At 69.1% G+C, this 24,112-nt stretch carries 24 protein-coding genes and 1 pseudogene; 16 read left to right on the plus strand and 9 right to left on the minus strand.

The features are described from left to right. Nucleotides 1–3 precede the first annotated feature (3 nt). Genes ACZ3HL_RS16225 through ACZ3HL_RS16245 form a run of 5 tightly spaced genes read left to right on the plus strand, consistent with a single transcriptional unit; the run spans nt 4 to nt 5,001 of the window. Nucleotides 4–1,572: an FtsK/SpoIIIE domain-containing protein gene (locus tag ACZ3HL_RS16225; RefSeq protein WP_465531712.1), complete on the plus strand. Its 1,569-nt coding sequence runs from the start codon at nt 4–6 to the stop codon at nt 1,570–1,572. Beyond that, a complete protein-coding gene (locus ACZ3HL_RS16230) occupies nt 1,569–1,955 on the plus strand; it encodes a hypothetical protein (RefSeq protein ID WP_465531714.1) in 387 nt (128 codons plus the stop codon). Before ACZ3HL_RS16225 ends, ACZ3HL_RS16230 begins: the two co-directional genes overlap by 4 nt. Beyond that, a complete protein-coding gene (locus ACZ3HL_RS16235; RefSeq protein WP_465531716.1) occupies nt 1,955–3,574 on the plus strand; it encodes a replication initiator in 1,620 nt (539 codons plus the stop codon). Before ACZ3HL_RS16230 ends, ACZ3HL_RS16235 begins: the two co-directional genes overlap by 1 nt. Before the next feature lie 9 nt (nt 3,575–3,583). Continuing rightward, entirely contained in the window at nt 3,584–3,763 is a 180-nt protein-coding gene (locus ACZ3HL_RS16240) for a helix-turn-helix domain-containing protein (protein ID WP_007033922.1), read from the plus strand. Continuing rightward, entirely contained in the window at nt 3,763–5,001 is a 1,239-nt protein-coding gene (locus ACZ3HL_RS16245; protein WP_465531718.1) for a tyrosine-type recombinase/integrase, read from the plus strand. The genes ACZ3HL_RS16240 and ACZ3HL_RS16245 overlap by 1 nt, the downstream gene beginning before the upstream one ends. 64 nt (nt 5,002–5,065) lie before the next feature. On the opposite strand, the gene lpdA is transcribed toward ACZ3HL_RS16245, so the two are convergent. The 4 genes and pseudogenes from lpdA to pip form a co-directional block, all read right to left on the minus strand. After that, nucleotides 5,066–6,451: a dihydrolipoyl dehydrogenase gene (lpdA, locus tag ACZ3HL_RS16250; protein WP_465421698.1), complete on the minus strand. Its 1,386-nt coding sequence runs from the start codon at nt 6,449–6,451 to the stop codon at nt 5,066–5,068. 47 nt (nt 6,452–6,498) lie between these two features. Next, nucleotides 6,499–7,269, minus strand: a complete 771-nt coding sequence (locus ACZ3HL_RS16255) for a lysophospholipid acyltransferase family protein (RefSeq protein WP_465421696.1) — start codon at nt 7,267–7,269, stop codon at nt 6,499–6,501. A 63-nt stretch (nt 7,270–7,332) separates the two neighbouring features. Continuing rightward, nucleotides 7,333–7,740, minus strand: coding sequence for a nitroreductase family deazaflavin-dependent oxidoreductase (locus tag ACZ3HL_RS16260; RefSeq protein WP_434088616.1), 408 nt, complete (start codon nt 7,738–7,740; stop codon nt 7,333–7,335). 63 nt (nt 7,741–7,803) lie between these two features. Then, nucleotides 7,804–8,742, minus strand: a pseudogene (gene pip / locus ACZ3HL_RS16265) (prolyl aminopeptidase); the annotation flags it as partial. 38 nt (nt 8,743–8,780) lie between these two features. Between pip and ACZ3HL_RS16270 the strand changes: the two are divergent. The 5 genes from ACZ3HL_RS16270 to ACZ3HL_RS16290 all read left to right on the plus strand — a co-directional run bounded on the left by ACZ3HL_RS16270 (nt 8,781) and on the right by ACZ3HL_RS16290 (nt 14,180). Further along, nucleotides 8,781–9,821 carry a LacI family DNA-binding transcriptional regulator gene (locus ACZ3HL_RS16270; RefSeq protein WP_465421694.1) on the plus strand — a complete coding sequence of 347 codons (1,041 nt, stop codon included), beginning with the start codon at nt 8,781–8,783 and terminating at the stop codon, nt 9,819–9,821. 78 nt (nt 9,822–9,899) lie between these two features. Further along, the gene (locus tag ACZ3HL_RS16275; protein WP_465531720.1) at nt 9,900–11,051 is read left to right on the plus strand and encodes a dihydrodipicolinate synthase family protein; all 1,152 of its coding nucleotides are present in this window, start codon (nt 9,900–9,902) and stop codon (nt 11,049–11,051) included. Next, complete coding sequence (locus ACZ3HL_RS16280) at nt 11,051–11,857, plus strand: sugar phosphate isomerase/epimerase family protein (RefSeq protein WP_465421690.1); 807 nt, start codon at nt 11,051–11,053, stop codon at nt 11,855–11,857. The genes ACZ3HL_RS16275 and ACZ3HL_RS16280 overlap by 1 nt, the downstream gene beginning before the upstream one ends. Nucleotides 11,858–11,926: 69 nt before the next feature. Next, complete coding sequence (locus ACZ3HL_RS16285; protein WP_465531722.1) at nt 11,927–13,399, plus strand: apolipoprotein N-acyltransferase; 1,473 nt, start codon at nt 11,927–11,929, stop codon at nt 13,397–13,399. A 76-nt stretch (nt 13,400–13,475) separates the two neighbouring features. After that, on the plus strand, nt 13,476–14,180 hold the full coding sequence (locus ACZ3HL_RS16290; protein ID WP_465531724.1) for a response regulator transcription factor: 705 nt from the start codon (nt 13,476–13,478) through the stop codon (nt 14,178–14,180). On the opposite strand, the gene ACZ3HL_RS16295 is transcribed toward ACZ3HL_RS16290, so the two are convergent. The 3 genes from ACZ3HL_RS16295 to ACZ3HL_RS16305 are packed head-to-tail and all read right to left on the minus strand — an operon-like array spanning nt 14,174 to nt 16,454. After that, complete coding sequence (locus ACZ3HL_RS16295; RefSeq protein ID WP_465531726.1) at nt 14,174–15,289, minus strand: ABC transporter permease; 1,116 nt, start codon at nt 15,287–15,289, stop codon at nt 14,174–14,176. The two genes, ACZ3HL_RS16290 and ACZ3HL_RS16295, sit on opposite strands and share 7 nt — an antisense overlap. Beyond that, entirely contained in the window at nt 15,286–15,945 is a 660-nt protein-coding gene (locus tag ACZ3HL_RS16300; protein WP_465421682.1) for an ATP-binding cassette domain-containing protein, read from the minus strand. The genes ACZ3HL_RS16295 and ACZ3HL_RS16300 overlap by 4 nt, the downstream gene beginning before the upstream one ends. Further along, complete coding sequence (locus ACZ3HL_RS16305; RefSeq protein ID WP_465531728.1) at nt 15,942–16,454, minus strand: P-loop NTPase family protein; 513 nt, start codon at nt 16,452–16,454, stop codon at nt 15,942–15,944. The genes ACZ3HL_RS16300 and ACZ3HL_RS16305 overlap by 4 nt, the downstream gene beginning before the upstream one ends. A gap of 77 nt (nt 16,455–16,531) precedes the next feature. Between ACZ3HL_RS16305 and ACZ3HL_RS16310 the strand changes: the two genes are divergently transcribed. Both ACZ3HL_RS16310 and ACZ3HL_RS16315 read left to right on the plus strand, forming a co-directional pair. Next, the gene (locus ACZ3HL_RS16310) at nt 16,532–17,896 is read left to right on the plus strand and encodes a sensor histidine kinase (RefSeq protein WP_465531730.1); all 1,365 of its coding nucleotides are present in this window, start codon (nt 16,532–16,534) and stop codon (nt 17,894–17,896) included. 201 nt (nt 17,897–18,097) lie between these two features. Beyond that, on the plus strand, nt 18,098–18,730 hold the full coding sequence (locus ACZ3HL_RS16315; protein ID WP_465421675.1) for a TetR/AcrR family transcriptional regulator: 633 nt from the start codon (nt 18,098–18,100) through the stop codon (nt 18,728–18,730). A 185-nt stretch (nt 18,731–18,915) separates the two neighbouring features. Here ACZ3HL_RS16315 and ACZ3HL_RS16320 read toward each other — a convergent pair whose 3' ends face one another. Beyond that, nucleotides 18,916–19,653 carry a TetR/AcrR family transcriptional regulator gene (locus ACZ3HL_RS16320; protein WP_465531732.1) on the minus strand — a complete coding sequence of 246 codons (738 nt, stop codon included), beginning with the start codon at nt 19,651–19,653 and terminating at the stop codon, nt 18,916–18,918. A 61-nt stretch (nt 19,654–19,714) separates the two neighbouring features. Between ACZ3HL_RS16320 and ACZ3HL_RS16325 the strand changes: the two genes are divergently transcribed. Then, on the plus strand, nt 19,715–20,584 hold the full coding sequence (locus ACZ3HL_RS16325; protein ID WP_465531734.1) for an alpha/beta fold hydrolase: 870 nt from the start codon (nt 19,715–19,717) through the stop codon (nt 20,582–20,584). A gap of 90 nt (nt 20,585–20,674) precedes the next feature. Next, entirely contained in the window at nt 20,675–21,154 is a 480-nt protein-coding gene (locus ACZ3HL_RS16330; RefSeq protein WP_465531736.1) for a hypothetical protein, read from the plus strand. Here ACZ3HL_RS16330 and ACZ3HL_RS16335 read toward each other — a convergent pair. Continuing rightward, the gene (locus ACZ3HL_RS16335; protein WP_465531738.1) at nt 21,103–22,578 is read right to left on the minus strand and encodes a carotenoid oxygenase family protein; all 1,476 of its coding nucleotides are present in this window, start codon (nt 22,576–22,578) and stop codon (nt 21,103–21,105) included. The genes ACZ3HL_RS16330 and ACZ3HL_RS16335 overlap by 52 nt on opposite strands. A 102-nt stretch (nt 22,579–22,680) precedes the next feature. Between ACZ3HL_RS16335 and ACZ3HL_RS16340 the strand changes: the two genes are divergently transcribed. Both ACZ3HL_RS16340 and ACZ3HL_RS16345 read left to right on the plus strand, forming a co-directional pair. Beyond that, a complete protein-coding gene (locus ACZ3HL_RS16340; protein WP_465531740.1) occupies nt 22,681–23,646 on the plus strand; it encodes a winged helix-turn-helix transcriptional regulator in 966 nt (321 codons plus the stop codon). 83 nt (nt 23,647–23,729) lie between these two features. Next, nucleotides 23,730–23,918: a DUF5302 domain-containing protein gene (locus tag ACZ3HL_RS16345; RefSeq protein ID WP_016332157.1), complete on the plus strand. Its 189-nt coding sequence runs from the start codon at nt 23,730–23,732 to the stop codon at nt 23,916–23,918. The last annotated feature ends 194 nt before the right edge of the window (nt 23,919–24,112 follow it).

Genomic DNA, 24,112 nt, shown 5'->3' on the forward strand with positions numbered 1-24,112 from the left:
CCGATGAATACCAACGGGATCGGCTTCCTTCTCGTCGGCGGCGGGGTGCTGGGTGTGGTGGTGTGGCTGCTGCACAAGCTCGGCCGCGCGCTCGCCACGATCGCGGAAGTTCTCGCCGCTGCTGCGGTGGTGTTCATCGCCCTGTGGTCAACGGTGAAGTTGTTGGTGTGGCTGGGAAAGCAGGTCTTCACACACTGGCGGACGAGCCTCGGTGTGATCGCGGTGGCGGTCTGGTGGCAGTGGCTCGGCTGGCTCTCGCTGGCTGTCACGGCGGGTTCGGTCGCGGTGGTCCTGGTGGTGTGGCGGCTGCTCGACGTGGTGTCGTTCGATCGGTGTTGTGGCCGGTTCCTGCGGGCGTGGTGGTTGCGCTGGTTCACCTACGCCCGGAAACTGCCGGGCTGGCTGCACGCCTGCGGTCTGTCCATCTCCGATGGCACCGTGCCCGTGGAAGTGACCGTCAACCTCGTCGGCCGTCGTCGGAAGGCGGTCTCGCGTACTGCGGGCGGTGGTACTGCGGTGCAGGTCCCGAAGGTGCTGGGTGTGAAGTCGGGGCCGTCGTGGGATGAGGTCCGGGTCCGGCTCGTGCCAGGGCAGAAGCCGGAGGACTTCGACGACGCTGCCCGCGCCTTGGCCGTGGCTCGCAAGGTCACGCGGTGCCAGGTGCGGGAGCTGGAACCCAACGTCGTCTCGCTCGACTTCCAGCGCCGCGACCTCCTCGCCGCGCCGGTGGACTGCGCAGACCTGGCGGCCGTCGACGGCGTGGATCTGCGGCGGGTGTTCGCCGGACGGACTGAGTACGGGAAGGACTGGCGGCTGCCGCTGACCGGTCCTGGCGCTCACATGCTCGTCGCTGGGGCCACCGGGGCCGGGAAGAACTCGGTCATGTGGTCCCCGCTCGTCTCGGCCGCCTCGGCGATCCGGGCCGGGACGGTACGCGTCTCGGGGATCGACCCGAAGGGGATGGAACTCGCCTACGGGCGCGGGATCTTCGCCCGCTACGGCGTCGCGGGGAAGGAGGCGATCGAGGTCCTGGACGACCTGCTCGACGGTCTTGAGTCCCGCAAGCGCGAGTTCGCCGGGCTCACCCGTGAGGTTCCGATTTCCACCGACTACCCGTTGGAGGTGCTGGAGTTCGACGAGATCGGCGCACTGACCAAGTACACCGACCGCAAGACCCGCGAAGCCATCGTCGAACGGGTGGCGATTCTGACCACGCAAGGCCGGGCGCTCGGTTACACGGTGCGGGGCTATGTGCAGGAGCCGACGAAGGACACAGTTCCCGTACGTGAGCTGTTCCCACGTCGGGTTTGCCTGCGGGTCACCTCGAAGACGCACGTCGGGATGGTCCTCGGTGACGGGGCCTATGAGCGCGGGGCGTGGGCGAACCGGATTGAGGAGTCGGCGGCGGGTGTCGGCTACATCTGGGGTGAGGGCATCCGCGAACCGCTGCGGGTCCGGGCTGGCTGGGTGCCGGACGAGACGGTCAAGGCGTTGGAGAACTACGTGACCAACGGTGGCGCCCATGTCGTCGACCTGGCCACCCGTCGCGGTCCTGAGGGGGTGGCGGCGTGAACCGGCTGATGGTCTTCCTCGACGCGATCCGCGATCACCTCGACTCGTTCGCGCTTCCTCCGGCCGCGTCGGTGCGAGTTGGGGTGACTGCTGATCCGATCACGGTGCAACTCGACTCTAGTCGGCTTGAGGACGTCGCTCGCGGCTTGCTCACCTGGGCCAACTCCCTGGAGGAAGTGAAGGCATCGCTGTGGCGTCCTGAGGGCGGTGGGTCGGTGCACCTGGAGCTGAGCGGCCGGACTCCCTGCGGCATCCCGGTCGTCGTCTACGGCGGCGTCTGGTTCGACGAAGCGACGTTCCCGGACCTGCCTGCGGGGATGCGGCAGGAGATGCCGGTGTTCGTGCTGCGGCAGTGGGACACGCCTGGGGAGGTGGCCGCCTGATGAGCACGAAGGAAGCCGCGGTGACCACGCCGGCCAAAACCCGGGCCGCTCGGATGCGAGAACCGCTGGCCTCGGACGTGGTGAAAGCGACGGCGGAGAAGCACGGGGTCTGCGTACGGCCGTTCACGATGGAGGTTGGGGACACCGACACCGGCGAACTCCGGTACGTCCCGGTCCCCTGTGGCTCGACGGTCGAATCGGTGTGCTTGCCGTGTGCTCGCAAAGCCAAGGCGCTCAGGCAGGTTCAGTGCCGTGAGGGCTGGCACATGGCCGAAGAACCTGACTTCACCGCAGAGCCACCGAGTGAGGTTCAGACGGAGCTACTGGCGTTCCGGGCTGACCTCGTCGCCGCTTACCGGCAACAGACGGACCAGGTAGAGGCCGACGAACTGCGAGAGGAGATCCAGAGCGTCGACGACGAACTTCGGCAACTCGGAATGCGCGGCCGTCTCCCCTCGATCGACCTGCCAACGAAGAAGACGGTGAAGCGCTCGACGAAACGGCGGCAGGACGCACCGAACCTCCCTCGACGCAAGGTCGCCAAGACGACGGTCGGACGGGAGTACGCGGGGCGGTTCCGGCCCTCGATGTTCGTCACGCTCACCTGCGACACCTACGGCCCAGTTCGGTCGGACGGTGCACCGGTCGATCCGTCGACTTATGACTACCGGCGGGCTGCTCGGGACGCGGTCCACTTCTCCGCGCTCGTGGACAGGTGGTGGCAGAACCTCCGGCGGGTCGTGGGCTGGGACGCGCAGTACTTCGCCACCGTGGAGCCTCAACGACGCGCGGCCCCGCACCTGCACGCGGCGATTCGAGGATCGGTTCCGCATGACGTGATCCGCCAAGTCACCGAAGCCACCTATCACCAGGTCTGGTGGCCCAACCACGACCAGGTCGTCTACGTCGACCGGATGCCGCTCTGGGACGGCGACCGCAGAGTGTTCGTCGACCCGGACACCCGTGCACCGCTGACCGACTGGGACGACGCGATAGAGGCCATGGAAGACCCGGCGCATGTGGTCACCTTCGGCCGTCAGGTGCACTCCAAGGGCATCCTCGGCGGGACGGAGGAGGCTGGGCGGCACATCGGCTATCTGACCAAGTACCTCACCAAGTCCACCGGTGAGGTGGTCGAAGCCGACACCGTCAGGCAGAGGGATCACCACGACCGGTTGCACGCGGAGCTGTCGGTGACGCCCTGCTCGCCTCGGTGTGCGGTGTGGCTGTTGTACGGGATCAATCCCAAGGGCGCCAACGGAAAGACGACTCCGGGGCACTGCAAGGGACGGGCTCATCGGCGGACCACGCTCGGCTTGCCCGGTCGGCGGGTGCTGGTGTCGCGGAAGTGGTCGGGGAAGACGCTCGTCGACCACAAAGCGGACCGGAAGGCGTTCGTGATCGAAGCGCTAGCGGCCGTAGGGATCGAGAAACCAGCACCGGACCCGGCACGGCTGGTCTGGCGCAAGGTCGACTCCGGCGACCCCTCCGTGCCTCCTCGGGACCACCTGGTTATGCACGCCATCTCCGAACGCATCACCTGGAAAGCCGAGTACGACAAAGCACTACTAGCCGCGCAGAGCCCGCCAGATCTTTCGGCAACTCCGCTCGCGGCCTAAGGGGAAGGCATGGACAGCATCGATCCACTGTGGTCAGTCGAAGACGTCGCGGACTACCTCCGCGTGCCAGTGAAGACGCTCTACCAATGGAAATGGCTCGGTGAGGGGCCGCCGGTGCGCAAGATCGGCCGTCATCTCCGCTATGACCCCACGAAGGTCCGGGCCTGGGTTGCTGAGGAGGCCGCCTGATGGGACACATCCAAGATCGCTGGTACAAACCCGCCAAGGACGCCAAGGGGAACCTGCGGCTCAATGCTCGCGGAAAACCGGTTCTGGAGAAGACCGAACTGTACGGCGTCGGGATGCGGTACAAGGTTCGCTACCTAGACCCGAACGGTAGCGAACGGTCGAAGTCCTTTCCCGACAAGCAAAAGAAGCGCGCCGAAGACTTCCTCATCGAGATGGAGTCGGACAAGCGCGAGGGCAAGTACATCGACCCTCGCGCGGGCCTGGTGCTCTTTGAGGTCGTCGCACAGAGCTGGCTGGACTCGCAGACGGTCGACTACACCAGCCGGGAACGCTTCGCGACGCGCGTCAACGTCCACCTGCTTCCGTACTTCGGCAAGAAGGCAGTCGGGTCGATCCGGCCGAGTCACATCCAGACGTGGCTACGGAAGCTCCAGGATGCCGAAGCCTCGGAGACTTCGCGGGCGCTCTACTTCGGGCATCTGGTGTCGATCCTGAACTTCGCGATGGCGGACAAGAAGATCTCCGAGAATCCGGCGCTGTCCAAGGTGATCTCGCGTCCGAGGGCGAGCCGGAATCAGGTCGTGCCCTGGTCTCGCGAACGGGCTCGGGGCGTGCGGGACAACCTTCCGAGGCGGTACAAGCCTGCTGTCGATGTCCCGGCCGGTCTGGGCCTGCGGAAGGGTGAGCTGTTCGGATTCTCGCTCGACGACGTTGACCGCGGTAAGGACCTGGCGTACATCACCCGACAGGTGCGCGTGGTCGCCGGGAAACCGGTGTTCGCTCCGCCCAAGGGCGGCAAGTCGCGTGAGGTGCCGATCGGGCGGAAGCTGCTCGGCCTCCTCGACGAGTACGCGGAGGAGTTCCCCGCGACCGAAGTCACGCTGCCCTGGTCGCACCCGGGCGGCGAACCGACCACGGCCCGCCTGCTCATGGTCAACGGGTACGGACGGGTCTTCCGAGCGGAGTGGTTCCGGGTGAACTTCTGGCTGCCCGCGCTCAAGGATGCCGGAGTGGAGAAGCCGACCAGGGCGGACGGCGTGCACGCGCTCCGGCACCTCTACGCCTCGGTGCTGCTCGACGCTGGCGAGTCGATCAAGGCGCTGTCTCAGTACCTCGGCCACACCGATCCCGGCTTCACGCTCCGGGTGTACACGCATCTCCTGCCGAGTAGCCACGCTCGGACACGGAAGGCCGTCGACGACTTCTTCGATGACACGCTCGGCGACCAGGCCGCATGACGGCCTGGCCACGGCCTGACACCTGCCCTGACCCGCGAAACCGCAGGTCAGGGCAGGTTCACGCTTACATGTTGATCATGTGGCCCGCGAGGCCGTGCACGGCTTCCTTGACCGCTTCACCAAGGGTCGGGTGAGCGTGCACGTTCCGCGAGATTTCGTGCACCGTGAGGTCCCACTGCTGCGCCAAAGTCAGCTCCGGCAGCAGTTCGGTCACCTCGGGGCCGATCAGGTGCGCGCCCAGCAGTTCGCCGTGCGTCGCGTCGCTGAGGATCTTCACGAAGCCGACCGCCTCGCCGAGGCCGTGCGCCTTTCCGTTGGCGGTGAAGGGGAACTTCGCCACCTGGACGTCGAAGCCCTTTTCGCGGGCCTGTTCTTCGGTCCAGCCGAAGCTGGCGATCTGCGGCTGGCAGTAGGTCGCGCGCGGGATCATCACGAAGTCGAGTTCCATGGTCTCGGCGCCCGCGATGGTTTCGGCGGCGACGACGCCCATGGACTCGGACGCGTGCGCGAGCATCAGTTTCGCGGTGACGTCGCCGATGGCGAAGATGTGCGGGACGTTGGTGCGGCCGCGCGCGTCGACGGCGATGGCGCCGCGGTCGGTCAGTTCCACGCCGGTCTTGTCCAGCCCGTATCCCTCGACCCGCGGCTGGAAACCGATGGCCTGCAACACCTTGTCCGCTTCCAGAACGCGGGACTCGCCGTTCTTCGACACGGTCACGCGCACGCTGGAACCGGTGTCGTCGATCGACTCGACCTTCGTCGAAGTCAGCACCTCGATGCCGAGCTTCCGGTAGCGGCGCGCGAGCTCCGCGGAGACCTCGGCGTCCTCGAGTGGGACCATCCGGTCGAGGTACTCGACGATGGTCACCTTCACGCCGTAGTTGTGCAGCACGTAGGCGAATTCGACGCCGATCGCGCCCGCGCCGGCGATGACGATGCTCTCCGGCAGCTCGTTTTCCATGATCTGCTGTTCGTAGGTGACCACGCGGTCGCTGCGCGTGGTGCCCGGCAGCAGGCGCGCGGTGGCACCGGTGGCGATCACGCAGTGGTCGAAGGTGACCCGTTCGCCGTTGACCTCGATGGTGTTGGCGTCGAGGAAGGTGCCGTGCCCGTCGTATTCGGTGATCTTGTTCTTCTTCATCAGGAAGTGCACGCCCTTGACGCGCCCGTCCGCGACCTTGCGACTGCGGTCGAAGGCGGCCTGATAGTCGAAGCTGACACTTCCTTCGACCTTGATCCCGAAGGACTTCGCCTCTTTGGTCACGATGTGCGCGAGTTCGGCGTTGCGCAGCAGCGCCTTCGACGGGATGCAGCCGACGTTGAGGCAGACACCGCCCCAGTATTTCTCCTCCACGACCGCCGCGCTCAGCCCCAGTTGCGACGCCCGGATCGCCGCCACGTAACCGCCGACTCCGGCCCCCAGGACAACGACGTCATAGTGTGCACTCATACCCCGAAACCTACCCTTCACCGGGACGGTCCGAAGGGTGAGACTGCCTACTCGGGGCGCGAGCCGCGGATCTCGATCAGCAGGTCGGTCACCGCGGTCATGATCCGCTTCGTGGCCTCCTCCAGCACCTCACGGGACGGCGAGGGCGTCACGAGATCCGAGAGGTCCACCGGCGGGCCGGCGACCAGGTTCACCGTCTTGCGCGGGAAGGCGCGCGGAAGCACGGCGTCGGACGGCAGCAGGTGGTGCGTGCCCCAGTTCGCCAGCGGGATCACCGGGACGCCGGTCTCCAGCGCGATCCGCGCGATCCCGGTTTTGCCGCGCATGGGCCACCCGTCCGGGTGATCGGTGAAGGTCGCTTCCGGGAAGATGACGACGCATTCACCCTCACGGACGGCGCTGACGGCGTCGCGGTACGCGTCCGACGCGGTCGCCGCCCCGCGATAGACCGGGATGTGCTTGCCGGACCGCATCACCGAGCCGATGACGGGCGCGTCCCACAGGCTCGCCTTCGCCAGGTAACGCGGCACGCGGCCGTGCGCGAGGCAGTACGCCGTCACCGTCGTCGGGTCGGCGAACGACAGGTGGTTCGACGCCACCAGGAAGCCGCCCGACGCGGGCAGGTGTTCCCCGCCGCGCACCCGGAACCGGGTGAACAGCACCAGGAACGGCCAGACGACGTTGATCGCGAAGGCGAACCAGGCGCCCCGGCCGGCGCGGGCGAAGCGCCGGCCGAAGGCGATCATCTGGCGGAACGTCAGCAAGTCCCCCGAAGCGGGGCTCAGCGCGGTCCAGCGTTCACGGGGTCTCAGCACCATGGACGTAATTCGTAGCCGAACCAGCCCCGGTTCGGCTGAAACGACGCGTGAACGCGGCGCGGATCACACGCGCTCGAGCACCACCACGGGGATCTCGCGGTCGGTCTTCTTCGCGTACTCGTTGTAGTCCGGCCAGACCGCGGCGAGCTTCTCCCACAGCTTCGCGCGCTCCTCACCTTCGAGGGTCCGGGCGCGAGCGGTGAACTTGTCCGCCTTGACCTGGGCCTTGACCTCGGGGTTGGCCTGCAGGTTCTTGTACCAGCCCGGGTCCTCAGGCGCGCCGCCCTTGGAGGCCACGATCACCGGGTTGTCCTGGTCGTCGAACTGGTAGATCAGCGCGAACTTGCGGTCCTCGCCGGTCTTGCGACCCTTGGTGGTGAGGATGAGGCAAGGGGCACCCTTCTCCCAGTCGTGGCCCACCTCGCCGTCGGTCTCTTCGTAGCGACGGACGTGCTCGTCACCGAAAAGCATGTCTGCGTTCCTCTCGTCCTGGCGTGTACCGGCGCCCTGCCAGTCTGACGCGAATCGGTCGGTCGCGCTGATCAACTCGTGCAGGGTGCCGGGTTCGTCGAACGCGTGACCCGAGTCGCCGACCATCACCAGTTCGGCGGAAGGCAGCACCTGGCTGAGCTCCCACGCGGTGATGGCCGGGGTGACCACGTCGTAGCGTCCCTGGACCAGAACGCACGGGATGTCCCGGAGCTTCCCGGCGTCGCGCAGCAGCTGATCTTCGGCCAGCCAGCCGCCGTGCCGGAAGTAGTGGTTCTCGATCCGCGCGATCGCGAGGGCGAACGCAGGGTCGCTGAACGCGTCGATCACTTCGTCCCGCGGACGCAGTTTGACCGTCTCCCCCTCCCAGCGGCTCCACGCGATCGCGGCGGGGCCGTGCACGGCGGGATCCGGATGGCTCAGCAGTTCGTGATAGACCTCGATCAGGTTCTCCTGCCGACGCGGAAACGGCACCGGGGCCAGGAAACGCGACCACGCCTCCGGGAAGAGGTACGCCGCTCCCCCGCCGTAGAGCCATTGCAGTTCCTTCACCCGCAAGGTGGCGACGCCGCGGAGAACGAGTTCCGTGACCCGTCCGGGGTGGGTTTCCGCGTAGGTCAGCCCGAGCACACTCCCCCAGGAGCCGCCGAAGACCATCCAGTGTTCGATGTCCAGATGCTCGCGCAAGCGCTCGATGTCGGCGACCAGATGCCACGTCGTGTTGACCGAAAGATCGGCCTCCTGGCCGGCGCAGTTCGGCGTGCTGCGCCCGCAGCCGCGTTGATCGAAAAGGACGATCCGGTATCGCCGCGGGTCGAAAAGTCTGCGATGTCTCGGAGTCGAACCACCACCGGGGCCACCGTGGAGGAAGATCACCGGCTTGCCCCCGGGATCGCCGCACTCCTCCCAATAGATCTCGTTGCCGTCACCGACGGGCAACATCCCTTGGACGTAAGGTTCGATTTCCGGGTAAAGGCCGAGCATGTCCGCCACTATGCCCCAAACGCCCGCTTGGAGGATCGATGAAGGCTCGCCCCCACGTGACGCTGGAGGATGTGGCGCGCACCGCGGACGTGTCGCTCGCGACCGCGTCCCGCGTACTCAACGGCACCGCCACCGTCCGGGGAGATCTCCGCGAACGAGTGATCGCCGCGGCCTCGGAGCTGTCCTATACCCCCAATGCTCACGCTCAGGCATTGGCCGGTGGCTCACAGCCGACCGTCGGAGTGATCTGTCACGACGTGGGCGATCCGTATTTCGCCGCGATAGCCGGCGGGATCATGCGGGTGGCGAGTGAAAACGATCTTCTGGTGATGCTCGCGAGCACTTTCCGCGATCCGGCAAAAGAGGTCGCCTACGTTTCGACGCTGCGTGCCCAGCGCGCGTCGGCGATTCTGCTGATCGGTTCCGCGTTCGAGGACAAGGTGTGGGAAAAGGCGATGGCCGCCGAGCTCGAACCGTACCGGCGCGGCGGCGGGCACGTCGCCGCGGTCAGCAGGCATCGCGGGCTCAAAGTGGACACCGTCCAGCCCGACAACCGCGGTGGCGGCGCCGAACTGGCGAAGGCCATGCTCGGCCTCGGGCACCGGCGGTTCGCCGTGCTCGCGGGGCCGAAGAGCCTGACCACCGTGGTCGACCGCCTCGACGGGTTCGCCGCGGAGCTGCTGGAGCACGGCGTCGAACTGGCCGAGGACGACGTCTTCGAGGCGGCGTTCACCCGCGACGGCGGTTACGAGGCGATGGAGAAGGTCCTCGCCCGGCCGCGGAAGCGGTGGCCGACGTGTGTGTTCGCGGTGACCGACGTGATGGCCATCGGGGCGATGTCGGCGCTGCGCGACGCGGGCGTCTCCATGCCCGGCGAGATGTCGATCGCCGGTTTCGACGACATCCCGGTAGTGCGCGATCTCACGCCCGCGCTGACCACGGTCGCACTGCCGCTGGAGAAGCTGGGCGAACGGGCCATGGACCTGGCGCTCAAGGCATCCCCCGGCACCCGGCCGCGGGTGGTGCGGATGTCCGGCGAGGTCGTCCTCCGCCGCAGCACCGCCGCTCCCGCCCGCTGAAACCCTTGTGTGCGGCCCTCGGGGTGACTTAACGTGGTCTGAGAAAGCGCTTTCTCATACCTGCGCCACGGAGACCCGATGACCTTGATCGCCCTGCCCACCGCCGACGGCGGACTGGTGGAGTGGACGCCCCGAGGGGCGGAAACGCCCGCGAAACCGGTGTCACCGCCGACCTCCCGGATCGCCTACGCGGCCGCGCACGTGGTCGCCGACCCGCTCGCCCCCGCCGACCCCGAAGAAGGCGCGGTACTGGATTGGGACGCCACGCTCGCCTTCCGCGAGCACCTGTGGTCCTGCGGGCTCGGCGTCGCCGAAGCGATGGACACCGCGCAGCGCGGGATGGGCCTGGACTGGGCCACCACCCAGGATCTCATCCGGCGCACCGGGGCACTCGCCGCCGGGCGGCCGTGGGTGGCGGGCGTCGGCACCGACCAGCTTCCCGACGGCGAGGCGACCGCCGGGTCCATTGTGGACGCCTGGCGCGAGCAGCTGGACCTGGTCGGCGAGGCCGGGGCGATCCCGGTCGTGATGGCCAGCCGGGCGCTGGCGGCTTCGGCTTCCGGACCCGCGGATTACCATGCCGCGTACGGGAAGCTGCTCTCGGGCGCGGACCGCCCGGTCCTGCTGCACTGGCTGGGCGAGCAGTTCGACCCGGCGCTGGCGGGCTACTGGGGACATGGCGACGTCCGTGCGGCCGCGAAGGAATTGGGCAGGCTCTGCGCCGAGCACGCCGACGTGATCGCCGGAGTGAAGGTTTCCGTGCTCGACGCGTCGATCGAGACCGAGTTCCGCCGCGCGCTCCCCGAGGGCGTCAAGTGCTACACCGGCGACGACTTCAACTACCCGGAGCTCATAGCCGGAGACGACCAGGGCCACAGCGAAGCGCTTCTGGGCATCTTCGACGCCGTCGCGCAGGTCGCCGGCGCCGCGCTCGCCCGGCTCGACGAAGGCGACAAGGCCGGTTTCCGCGGCCTGCTCGACCCGACGGTGGCGCTGAGCCGCGCCATTTTCCGCGCGCCCACCAGGAACTACAAGACCGGCGTCGTCTTCCTCGCCTACCTCAACGGGCACCAGGATCACTTCCGCATGATCGCCGGCCGCGAGTCGGCCCGCTCCCTCACGCATCTGGCCGAGCTGCTGCGCCTGGCGGACGCCGCGGGCGCGCTCACCGACCCGGATCTCGCCGTCGCGCGGATGCGGCCGCTCCTGGCCGCGGCGGGGGTGGCCTGATGGACCGGTTGAGCCTCAACCAGATCACCACCAAGGCATGGTCGCTGCCGGAAGCCGTCGCGGGCTGCGCCGAGGCGGGCGTCCGCTGGATCGGCCTGTGGCGGGACAAGGTCGCCGAGACCGGTGTCGAGGAGACGGCCCGGCTGCTCAAGGAGTACGACGTCGGCGTGTCGTCCTTGTGCCGCGGCGGTTTCTTCACCGGCGTCACCCCGGAAGGGTCCCCTGTGGACGGTGTCGCGCAGACCCGGGAGGCGATCGACGAAGCCGCCGCACTGGGCGCCGACGTCCTCGTCCTGGTCGTCGGCGGGGTGAACGGCGATCTGAAGTCGTCGAGGCAGCGCGTCGCGGACGCGGTCGGCGAGCTGGCGCCGTACGCGGGTGAGCGTGGGGTCCGTCTCGGCCTGGAACCGCTCCACCCCATGCAGTGCGCCGAACGTTCGGTATTGTCCACAGTGGACCAGGCACTGGCGATCGCACTGGAGCATCCGGCCGGACAGGTCGGCGTGATCGTCGACGAGTTCCACGTCTGGTGGGACCCGCGGATCGAGGAGTCGATCGCCGCGGCGGCCGGCCGGATCGCCGGATTCCACGTCTGCGACCAGAAGGTTCCGCTGACCGACACCTTGCTCGGTCGGGCACTGCCCGGTGACGGCCCGATCGATCACCGGCGTCTGAAGGCCTGCGTCGAGGCCGCCGGATACACCGGGCCGATCGAGGTCGAGGTGTTCGACGCCGACCTTTGGCGGCGTCCCGGTGGCGAGGTGCTCGCGGAGACCGTCCAGGCCTACCGGGACCACGTTTCCTGACGAAAGTAAGGGTCCCTCGCTGCCCAAGGTCCGCTGTCCGGGCGGCCGTGGTTTCCTAGCGTTCGCGACATGAAACCACGGCTGCTCTGGTGGCTGGGCACAGCGCTGCTCCTGCTCGCCGTCCACACCGACTGGAACGTCCCGCTCGCGGCCTGGGTGTTCCCGGTCTTCCTTCTCCACTACGCCCGGCTCGTCCCGGTACGGCGCGCGATCCTGATGGTGGGCCTGTCCCTGCTGATCGGGCAACTGTTCTGGCTCGGAGTCACCGGTCTGCTGTTCGTGCTCTCCGCCCTGCTCGCCTTCACCTTGCTCGCGGTGTTGCAGACGACGGCGTTCCTGGCCGATCGCCTGTGCGCCGACCGCGCGGGACCGCTGAGGACGCTGGTGTTCCCGGTGACGCTCGTCGCGGGCGAGTACCTCTTCACGGTGATCACGGGCTTCGGGGACTTCGGCGCGCTCGGCAGCACCCAGGCCACGAACCTGCCGCTGCTTCAGACGGCGTCCGTGACCGGCGTGTACGGCCTCACCTTCGTCCTCGCGTGGTTCGCCTCGGTGGCGAACACCGTTTGGGCGGAAGGGTGGCGGCCGGTCAAGCGCACGGCCGTCGTCCACGTTTGCCTGCTCGGCGTGGTGTTCGCGGCCGGTGGCCTGCGGTTGCTGTTCGACGCTCCCACGACGGAGACCGTGCGGATCGCGGGGATCAGCCCGTCGGCCGACGCCGATCGGTCGAGTTCCGACGCACTGGAGCGCATCGGGGTCAAGTATTGGCGAGCACAAGAAGTCAGCGCGGCCGACCCGGTCGCGGTCGGTGCGGCCTTCGCACCGGTCACCGACGATCTCGTGACGAGGACCGGGCGGCAGGCCGCGGCGGGCGCGAAGATCGTGCTCTGGCCGGAAACCCATGCCCGCGTCCTGGAACGTGATCAGGCGGCACTGCTGAAGCGGGTCGGCGACCAGGCGAAACAATCCGGTATCCATGTCGGTCTCGCGTACGCGCTCTACACGTCGCAGGCTCCCTACATCCGCAACGTGGTCGTGCTCGTCGGGCCGTCCGGTGAGACGCTGTGGACCTACGACAAAACGCATCCGACGCCGATGGAACCGATGACCCCCGGCCCGGGAGACGTCCCCACCGCGGATTCGCCGTACGGACGGCTCGCGGCGGTGATCTGTTACGACGCGGATTTCCCCGGCCTGATGCGCCAGGCCGCGGACAAGGGGACCTCGCTCATGCTCGTCCCCGCCAACGACTGGCCGGGCTTCGGCTCACTGCACGCGGAAAAGGCGGGCTTCCGCGCGGTGGAATACGGTTACTCCCTCTTCCGGCACTCCACCCACGGGAAGTCCACAGCTGTGGACAGTCAGGGCCGCGTGCTCGGGCACGCCGACTACTACCGCACGGATCAGCAGACACTCGTCGCGGATCTGCCGGTGCAGGCGAGAACACAGACCGTGTACAGCCGTGTCGGAGACGTGTTCGCCTGGCTGTGCCTCGCCGCGGCCACGCTCTGTCCTTTATGGACATATCGAAGGAAACGTTAGCGCCCCGTTACGGAACGGGTGGTGTTCGTAACGTCATACCCGAAAAGAACAGTGTTCAACGGTTAAGCTCCCCCGCATGCCGAAACTGCTGGTGGTGGAAGACGACGACGCGATCGGCGGCGTCCTCGAATCGACCCTCCGTCTGCACGGCTACGAGGTTTCCTGGCAGCGCGACGGCCGCACCGCGCTCGCGGCCGCGGCCGACGGCGACATCGACTTCGTCCTGCTCGATCTCGGCCTGCCGGATCTGGACGGTGTCGAGGTCTGCCGCCGGCTGCGGGCGGAGCTGCCCGGCGCCGTCCTGGTCATCCTGACCGCGCGGCAGGAGGAGATGGACGTCGTCGTGGGCCTGGAGGCCGGCGCCGACGACTACCTCACCAAACCCATCCGGCTCGGCGAACTGCTCGCCAGGGTCCGGGCGCATCTGCGGCGCGGGACGGCTCCGCCGGAGAGCAGGCCCGCCATCGCCATCGGCCATCTGCGGGTGGACACCGCCGGACGGCGGGTCAGCGTCGGCGGACGGGAGATCTCGTTGCGGGCCAAGGAGTTCGACCTGCTCGCCCGGCTGGCCGAGCAGCCGGGCGTCGCGGTCAGCCGGAACACGCTGATGTCGGAGGTGTGGGACGCGCACTGGTACGGCTCGACGAAGACCCTCGACGTCCACATCGCCGCGCTGCGCCGGAAGCTGACCGAGTCGGCGCCCACCCCCGAGCAGGCGCCGAGGATTTCGACGCTGCGCGGCCACGGCTACCGCCTCGAACAGCCCTTCGAGACTCAGTAGTCGCGCAGGTCGGAGACCTCGTCCCGGGCGGCGAGCCGCGCGATCCACGCCGACGCCGCCACGCACGACACGATCACCACGGCCGCCAGCAGCCCGAAGTACCCGTGCGGCGAAGGCACTCGCTCCAGGCCCGCGACGAAGACGAACAGCACCCCGAGCAGGTGCCCGCCGATCAGGCCACCGCCCCCGACGACCAGCGCGTCTCCCGCGATGAACGCCGCGACCTGGCGGCGTTTCCCGCCGAGCGTGCTCACGATCAGCAGATCCCGCCTGCGTTCGTTGAGCGCCGCGCCGAACGAGGGTCCCGCCGCGGCGGCCGCGAGGATCAGCGACGCGATCAGGTCCACCTTGGCCTCGCCGCAGCCGTCCTTGGTGAACGCGGTCGAGATGGCGAAGGCCACCGCCAGCGCGACCAGCACCACGGACCGCGCCAGCAGCGCGCTCCGCCACGAAATGGACAGCGCGAGCACACCCGCCAACCCCGAGACGAGCGGCCGGAGCAGGCCGCCGATGACCCGCTTCCCCTTTCGCAGCCCCAGCTCCACCAGCCGCCACAGCAGCATCGTGCCGCCTGCCCAGCCGAACAACGGCCAGACGAAGACGAGCGCGAGCAGGATGAAGTCGAGGCCGTAGGGCGACCACCAGGGCGGACCGCCGTCGGCCGGGACGAAATACCACTCACGTAGCGCCGGGGGCAGGATGGCGAGTGCCGCCACGAGTGTCCCGGCGAGCAGCAAGAGAACGATTTCCCGGACGAGCGCGAACCCGGAGCCGGACGAGAAGCCACAGGCGAGCGACAGGGTGACCCCGGCCACGCCACCCGCCAGGCCCGCCGCCACGGCTTCGGCGGCGGCCAGACCGAGTACCTGCCCACCGGTGGCGCCGCGGGCACGCAGGAGGTCCTGATCCGCCCGCAGCATCCGCGCCGAGGGTGCGGTCAGCAGCACCACGAGCACCATCGCGGGCACCCAGCGCGGCGCGAGGTTCCCGGTCCAGTCGTGCACCGCGAGCAGCGTGGTCACGATCGCGACCCCGGCCGCGGGGACCCCGAGCCGGACGGGGCGCACGCGCGCGATCCCGCCGACCCACAACGCCATCGCCGCGATCACCGGTCCCGCACCAGCTTCCCGTCGACCATCGCCCAGCGCTCGCCGAACAGCCCGCCCGGGGCCTCTTCGGCCGTGGCGACCAGCAGTCCGGCGCCCAGCCGGTCCGCGGCCAGGACGAGCCTGCCGAGGAGCCGCTCCCCGTCGCGCTGGTCGAGCCAGCCTGCCGGGTCGTCGGCGAGGATCAACTTCGGCGAGGGCGCGAGCGCCCTGGCCAGGACGGCGAGCCGGATCTGCTCACCGGTCAGGTCGCGGGGCGCCTTCTTGGCGAAACCCGCCAGGCCCACCAGCTCCAGCGCGCCGTCGACGGCGTCGCGGACCGCGGTGCCGGTCCGGCCGGCGAGCACGAGCGGCAGGGCGACGTTGAGCCGGACGTCGAGATCACGCAGCAGCCCGCCGTCCTGCAACATCAGCCCGACCAGATCCGGGCCAGGCGGCGACGGTTCGAAGGCGGGCCAGTCGACGGTGCCCGCCGTCGGCTTCTTCATCCCGGCGAGCAGATGCAGCAGCGTGGTCTTCCCGGCGCCCGCCCTGCCGGTCACCACGGCGCGGGTCTCCGCGCAGATCTCGCAGGTGACGCCGTGCACGGCGACCACGGCGGTCAGCCCGGAACCATAGGTGTGCGCCAGTTCGTCGGTACGGACCAGTGGTGCCGTCACGCCACTCTCACGATCCGGTGCGCGGCCGCCGCGATCTCGGGGTCGCGGGTCGCCACGACGACGGCCGTCCCGCGGGCCGCGACGGCGCACAGCAGATCCATGAGTTCGAGTGCGGCGAGCCCGTCGAGTTCGCCGGCGGGTTCGTCGGCGAGGATCGCCTCAGGGGCTCCGGCCAGCACGACGGCGACTCCGGCACGCGCGCTTTCCAGCGCCGACAGCGCGCCCGGATAGTCGTCACCGCGTCCGGTCAGCCCGACCAGTTCGAGCAGGTCGTCCGCGGCACGGAGGGAGCGGCCCGCCAGCCGTCCCGCCAGTACGACGTTCCGCGCGACGGTGAGGTGATCGAAGAGGTTCCCGCGCCTGAGCAGCACACCGGCACTGGTGCTACCGCCGGGGGCGTCGCCGCCTCCGGCGGGCAGCACGGCCACACACTCGCCCGGGACGGCGAACCGGACGAGGGGGACGGATCCGGGCCCCGGGCCTGCCATGACGGCGGCACGTCGGCGCATGGCCCCAACGTAAGGCGAACGGGGTCAACATCGCCTTGATCTCAGGTCAACGGACGGCAAAATATCGCGTCGAGTGGGTGATCCTCGCGCTCGTCGGCCAGACTCTGTCCGTGCGCCGCCGGATCGTCACCCTCACCGTGCTGGCCGCGGTGCTGGCGATCACCCTGTTCGGGGCGCCGCTGGCCGTCGCGGTCGCCCGGTTCCACGAGGGCAACTCGACCCACGACCTCGAACGGGTCGCCGACGCCGTCGTGCTCGACGTGACCGGCGATCTCGCCAACGGCCGGATCCCGGAGCTCCGGCCGGTCAAACCGGACAAGGACCGTATCCGCGGGATCAGGGTCGCGGTCTACACCCCGACCGGCAGGCTCCTGGCGGGCAACGGCCCGGCCAGCGAAGACCGCTTCGTCCGCGAGGCGCACTACATCGACATGGCGACCGGGACCCGCGAAGACGAGGTCGTCCTGGCCGTCCCGGTGCTCAGCGGGCAGTCGCTGGTCGGCGTGGTCCGCGCCGCCCATCCCCGGTCCGAACTGGACGCCAGGGTCCGGCTGACCTGGCTCAAGATGATCGTGCTCGCCGGGCTCGCGATCGGGGCCAGCTGGCTGATCGGGCGCCGGATCGCCACCCGGCTGACGCGGCCGCTGGAGGATCTGGCCGCCACCGCCGAACGCCTCGGCGAAGGCGACTTCACCGTTCGCGCCCGCCGGACGGGGGTCCGCGAGATCGATCAGGTCGCCGAGGCGCTCGACGTCACGTCCGAGCGGATCGGCGAGACGCTGGACCGCGAGCGGACCTTCTCCGCCGACGCCTCCCACCAGCTGCGGACGCCGCTGACCGGCCTGCGCCTGCAACTCGAGGCGGCGCTGGAAAGCCCCGATCGCGACCCCTACGCGACGATCCGCGACGGCATCGCGTCGGCCGACCGCCTGGAGCGCACCATCGACGACCTGCTGGCGCTGGCCAAGCAGACCAGGGCTCCGCGGGCCCGGCTCGACCTGGGCAAACTCTTCGAAGAGGTCCGGCAGACCTGGCACGGGCTGCTCGCCGGCCGGGGCCGGGCGCTCCGGATCAGCGGACGCGAGGCGCTCCCGGCGCGGGCGGCGGACGCGGCCGTCCGGCAGGTGCTCGCCGTACTGCTGGACAACGCGGCGACGCACGGGCGTGGCACGGTCTCCGTCCTCGCGCGCGACGCCGGGGACGCGCTGGCCATCGACGTGAGCGACGAGGGCGACATCCCGGACGGGCACGATCCGTTCGCGACCGCCGAGCGGACCGAGGAACACGAAGGCAACGGGATCGGGCTGCGGCTGGCGCGGAGCCTGGCCGAGGCGGAGGGCGGGCGGCTGCGGCTGACCAGCCCGTCGCCGACGACGTTCACGCTGCTGCTGCCCGCCGAACGTCCCTCACCGCGAGAAGAAGGCCCGGGCCTGGCGAGCTAGGGGGGGTTACTCGCCAGGCCGGGCCGGTAGGAGGCAAACGCGCCCCGACAGCGCGCACGGCATGCCACCTGAATGAAGACGGTAAAGACCAGCGGGCCAACAGACGGTACACGCCGGATTAACTGACACTTTGCTTTTTCATGTCACAGTGATTTGCCCACTGTCCAGCCGGGCTGAATCGATCGTGGGAAGATTGTCCGCATGACCACCGAGCCGGCGCCGAGATGGCGGAGACTGGAACCGGACGAGCGCAAGGAGCAGATCTTCGCCTGCGCCGCCCGCCTTTTCTCCGACCGCCCGTACTCGGAAGTGTCCACTTCGGACATCGCGGCGGAGGCCGGGGTCGCCAGGGGGCTGATCAACCACTACTTCGGCACCAAACGCGAGCTCTATCTGGAGATCATCCGGCGCGCGCTGACCGTGCCGCGGCTCGCGGTCGAGATCCTGCCGGAAGGGCCGCTCGAACTGCGCGCCGACGTCGCGATCGACTGGTTCCTCGACATGGTCACCAGCCAGGAGAAGATGTGGCTGGCCGCGATCGCGCCGGAGGGCATCGGCCGCGACCTCGAAGTCGAACGGATCCTGGAGGAGGCCGATCGCGAATCGGCGGACCGGGTGCTCGAAGCGGTCGGGCTCTCCCGTGAGAGCGAACACGGGCAGGAGCTGAACGCGCTGGTCCGCGCGTTCGGCGGGATGGTCAAGGCGGCGGGCCGCGAGTGGCTCGTGCGCGGCTCGCTCGATCGCTCGCAGGTGCACACGCTGCTCAGCAAGTCGCTGGTCACGCTGGTCGGCGAGGTGTTCCCCGAGATCCAGCGCGCGGCTCCGCGTACCTAGGGAGAAGCCCCGCCGCCGGTCCGTGAAGGCCTCCTTCACTACCTTCAGGGTAGGCAAGGAGGCCTTCACGGACCGGCGACCTCAGTCAGGGAGAAGCCCCCGGCACCTCGAGGGGGAGGTTGGTGCCAGGGGCTTCGGGACCGGTGACGAGCACCGGTATCCCTCCACACTACGCCGATTCGCTGTCACGGCTCTGTCAAACTTCCGAGTACGTTCAACTGGGTGAGCCTGAGCTCCAATCCGTCGAGGCAGCGCTGCACCGCGTAATCGTAGAGACGCTCGTAGTAACCGGCCGCGAGGTCGGGATCCGCGACCAGCGCCGAGACCGACTCGCCCAGCGCCGCCATCCCCGGCAGGTCCTCGCGCGTGCGATACGACGCGTAGCCCTCGCAGCGGTCGAGCTGGAGCGCCATCGCGCTCTCGCGGTCGTCCTCCATCGCGACGAACTGACAGGCGGTGGCGAGCAGCAGGTTGTACGCGAACGGCGACTCGGTGCCGAAGCCCGCCGCGAGCAGGCGGCCGATGCCGGCGTTCATGGTCGGCACCGCGGCGGCGACCGACGGCCCGAACAGGGCCAGCCGCCGCGCCGAGCCGGGATAGCGGCGGAGCACCTTCCGCACGGTCGGCAGGAACTCGCCGAACCACTCCCGCCACGCCCGCGTCTCGTCGGGCAGGGTCAGTTCGCCGACCACCCGGTCCAGCACCGCGACGACGACGGTGTCCCGGTCGCCCACGTGGTGGTAGACGACCGCGGGGTAGGCGTCGACGGCGGCCGCGAGCTGCCGCAGCGTCCAGTTCTCCAGGCCCGACTCCGCCGACAGCTCCAGCGCGGCGTCGACGATCCGGTCCCTGGTGACGGCCGGCCGTCCGGAAGCCGCGCGGGACCTGGGGCGGGGACCCGCGTCTTCGGGGAAAGTCGGCATGCGGGCTACCGTATCCGCCTTCGGCTGGTCGGACGGCGGGGGCTTCCGGCAGGATCGTGCCATGCCCCGCGCGCGTGTGAACGGTCTCGAACTCGAGTACGACACCTTCGGCTCCCCCGCGGATCCGCCACTCGTCCTGGTGATGGGCCTCGGCGCCCAGATGGTCACGTGGGAGACCGGCTTCTGCGAGCTGCTCGCCGGCGGCGGGTTCCACGTCGTCCGGTTCGACAACCGCGACGTCGGCCTTTCGTCCTATCTGGACGATCTCCCCGCGCCGGATCTGGCCGCGCTCGCCGCGGGCGACCAGACCTCCGCGCCGTACCTGCTGTCCGATCTCGCCGCCGACGTCACCGGCCTGTTCGACGCGCTCGGGTTCGGCCGCGCGCACGTCGTCGGCGCGTCGATGGGCGGGATGATCGTGCAGCAGCTCGCGATCGACTCGCCGGAGCGGCTGCTCAGCCTGACGTCGATCATGTCGACCACCGGGGATCCCTCGGTCGGGCATCCCGAGCCCGCCGCGCTCGCCGGGCTGACGCGGCCACCGGCCGCCACCCGGGAGCAGGCGATCGAAGACGGTGTCGAGTGGTTCAAGCTCGTCGGCTCGCCAGGCCACCCGTCCGACGACGAATTCCTGCGGATGAAGGCCACCCGGAACTACGACCGGGCGAACCACCCCGCGGGCGCGTTGCGGCAGGCCGCCGCCATCGTCGCTTCGGGTGACCGCACGGCGAAGCTGCGCGACGTCCGCGTCCCGGCGCTCGTCATCCACGGCGAGAGCGATCCGCTGATCAACGTCAGCGGCGGGAAGGCGACCGCGGAAGCGATCCCGGACGCCGAACTGCTGCTGTTCCCAGGGATGGGGCACGAACTGCCGCGGCAGCTGTGGCCCGCGATCGCGGACGCGATCATCGCGCACGCGCGTAAGGCCTGAAGGTCAGTATCCCGTCAAGAATTCCGGCGGAGGCGTAGGAAAGCCGTTCACTCCGGCGGCTTGCCCGGTGATGTGGTGTTCCCTGGACGGATGAGGAAACCCGAGTGTTTCGGCTTCCCGTTCGGTTGTGTCTCCGTCGTCGTCGCGGCGTCGGCGGCCGGGCTCCTCGGCTCGGCGCGACATCACGTGATTTCCTTGCTGGCTTTGGGTTTGGTCATCCTCGCCACCGGTATCGCGACGAGCGTGTCCGCGACCGCCGGGACGGCGGTGATCGCCTGGGGTGTCCATTCGGGATTCACCGTCGGCTCACTGGGCGAGCTGCAATTCACCACCGAAACCGGTGTCGCCGCGGTCGTTTTCGCCGCCGCGACCGCGATCGGCTCACTGGCCGGAGCGGTACGGCGCCGGGTGACGGCCGCCGCGCCCGAGTCGCCCCACCCCCTGGAAGGGGCGACTCGGACCCGGCTTTCGGGCCCTGCGCCTGCCCACACCCCTCCGGTGGGCGGGCACGAAGGGGATCATCGGCTACGGGAAGATTCCAGCTGGTCCGCCCGGACCCAGGTCGCGTGAAAACCGAGCGGGACACGCTGGGGCAACAGGACCCTGGCCACGGGTCCGGCAGCGAGATCGGCGGCGTCGAAGACGTCCAGCTCCGAGCGCCCCTCACGCTCGTCCTGGACGAAGGTCACCAGATAGCCGTCGTCGGAACCGGCGGCCGCGCCGTCGCGGGGTGCGAACGGCGCCTCACTGCCCCACCGGCCCGGACCGAACCGGTGTTCGGTCTTGGCGCCGGCACGATTGTCGTAGCACACCAGGCCGTCGAACTTGAGCGTCGAATCCGGCGAGATGTGCACCGCGTAGGAGAAGCGATTCCGGCCGCCGACCGCCCTCGAGTCGACGGACGGAAATTCGGTGTTGTCGTCGTCGAGCTGGTTCTCCAGGCACTGCCCGGTCCGCAGGTTGAACCGGTAGCGGTGCAGCGAGGCGTCCAGCCGCAGGTACGACAGCATCTTGGCGAGCGGGGTGCGCGCGTCGGCGCGCGGGCGCGGCCGCTGCACGCGGCAGACGTCGAGGACGATTTCCTCGCCCTGCTCCCAGGAATTGACGACGTGGTAGATGTAGCAGGGGCTGGCCTCGAACCAGCGGATCTGGCTACCGTCACCGTAGCGAGGCAGCACCCCGAACCGGCTCGGCAGTGAGCGGTCGAACAGCAGCTTGTGCCGTCCGTTGCGCGCCGCCTCCCCGTCCTGGACCAGCGGAAGGTCCATCAGGATCGCGTGGTTCTCGGTGATCGCCATGTCGTGCGGCAGGCGCGGGCCGGGGAGTTCGATCTCGGTCGTGCTCGCGACCCTGCCGTCCGCGCTGATCACGCCGTAGCGCAGGTATGGCGGCCGCGGCCCGTAGTCGAACCAGAACATCTCGCCGGTGCGCTCGTCGACCTTCGGATGGGCCATCATGTCGCCGACCAGGGTGCCGAGGAAGTCCTCCGCGCCCAGCGTCTCCAGCGACAGCGGGTCGACCGCGTACGGCGTGCCGCACAGGTACCAGGTGGAGAGCACCTTGCCACGATGGAAGATCAGGTCGGTGTTGGCGCTGTCCTTGACGTTCAGGCCGTGCGAGTTGCCGAACGGATTGCCCTGGGGCGACTCCATGACGCCCTTCCAGAGCGCCTTGCCCGCCGCGGATTCGGCCTCGAAGGCCAAGGTGTGCACCCAGCGGTTGCGGTAGCGGGCCTTGCCGTTCTCCAGGTGGACGGCGTGGATCATGCCGTCGCCGTCGAACCAGTGGTAGCGCCCTTCCGGCGCGAACCGGGGATTGGGCCCGTTGCGCAGGTACACGCCGTTCAGATCCGCGGGGATCTCGCCGACGACCTCGAGATCGCTCGCGTCGATCTCCTCCCCGACCGGGGCGTAGACGCCCATCAGATACGGGTTGACCTCGGCTTCGCCGGTGGGGGCTGCCACCAGCACCGGCTGCTCGGAGGTGCTCGTCATGGCCGAGACACTACGATTGCTGTAGCCAGGTGTCAATAGACTTCTACTGCTGTAGTCAGTTGTAGGCTGACCGCGACACCCCGCACCCTCGGAAGGAAGCACGTGACAGAGGCGACGGCGCACCGCGTCAGACCGGCGGGCGATCCACTGCGCCGCGCGCTCGAACTGCTCGGGGATCAGTGGACGTTGCTGATCCTGCAGAGCCTGTTCCTGCGCTTCCGCCGTTACGAAGAACTCCGGCTACGGCTGGGGATCTCCCCCACCGCGTTGTCCGGGCGGCTGCGCGCGATGGTCGACGCGGGCGTGCTCGTCCGCACGCCGTACCGGGACGCGCGCCGGACCCGGCACGAGTACCGGCTCACCGAACGCGGCCTCGAACTGTGGCCGCTGCTGATCTCGATCTGGGCCTGGGAACGGGAATGGGTCGAGGGACGGCGTGCCGTGCTGCCGACGCTGATCCACCTCGACTGCGAACTGGCCACCTCGGCCCCGCTCGGCTGCGCCTCCTGCGAACGGCGGGTGGACGCCCGCGACGTCCGCGCGCGACGGCTCGACGACACCGGCGTCGTCGAAGCGACCGCGTCGAAACGCTTCCGCCGCAAGGACGCCGACTCCCTCGCGGGCGACCCGCTGATGTTCTTCCCGGACACCATGGAGCTCCTCGGCGACCGGTGGTCGACCGGGCTCGTGGTGAGCGCGCTGCTCGGGGCACGGCACTTCTCGGAGTTCGAACGCGAACTCGGCATCGGGCCGAGCGTGCTTTCGGGACGGCTGTCGAAGCTCGTGGACGTCGGCGTGCTGCGGACCGGGACCGCGAAGACCCGCACCGACGCGCACGACTACCGGCTGACGGCGAAGGGGCTCGCGTTCTTCCCCGCGCTGGCCTTCATCGCCGAGTGGTCACGGGGTTTCGAGGTCCCGGGTCAGGAGCCGGACATCACGCTCGACCACGTGGACTGCGGCAACCGGCTGAAGCCGATCCTGCTGTGCGACCACTGCTGGCGGCCGCTGCTGCGGGACCGGGTCCGGTTCGGCGGCCCGGTCCAGCTGCCCGCGCCGCCCAGGTGACGTAAATCGACTCGCCAAGCCGGTCGGTTCCTGACAGGGTGAGATGGTCACACGTCGTCACGGTGGTCCCATCGGAGGTAAGAATGACTGAACCCGCACCGTCCCCGGCGGATGGCGAAGAGGACGACACCAAGCGCAAGTTCCGCGAGGCCCTGGAGCGCAAGCAGGCCCAGGCCCGCTCGGGTTCCTCGCACGAGAACGGCGGCGGGAAGAACCTGCACGCGCACGGTCCGGCCGCGAACAAGCGCACCTTCCGTCGCAAGAGCGGCTGAGTCCTCCGCACGCTTCCCGCGCCTGCCGGACGGATATGACGCGAAAGCCACTTTCGGGACATCTGGTGTCCTGAAAGTGGCTTTCGCGGCATTCAGGCCTGTGGGAGCGCGGAGCGACAGTGGCGGGCGTGGGGGGGGGGGGGGGGTGGGGATGTAGTTTTTTTTGTATTTGTTTTTTGTGAAGCCCGGGCCCC

Source organism: Amycolatopsis sp. NPDC000009 (assembly GCF_055563465.1).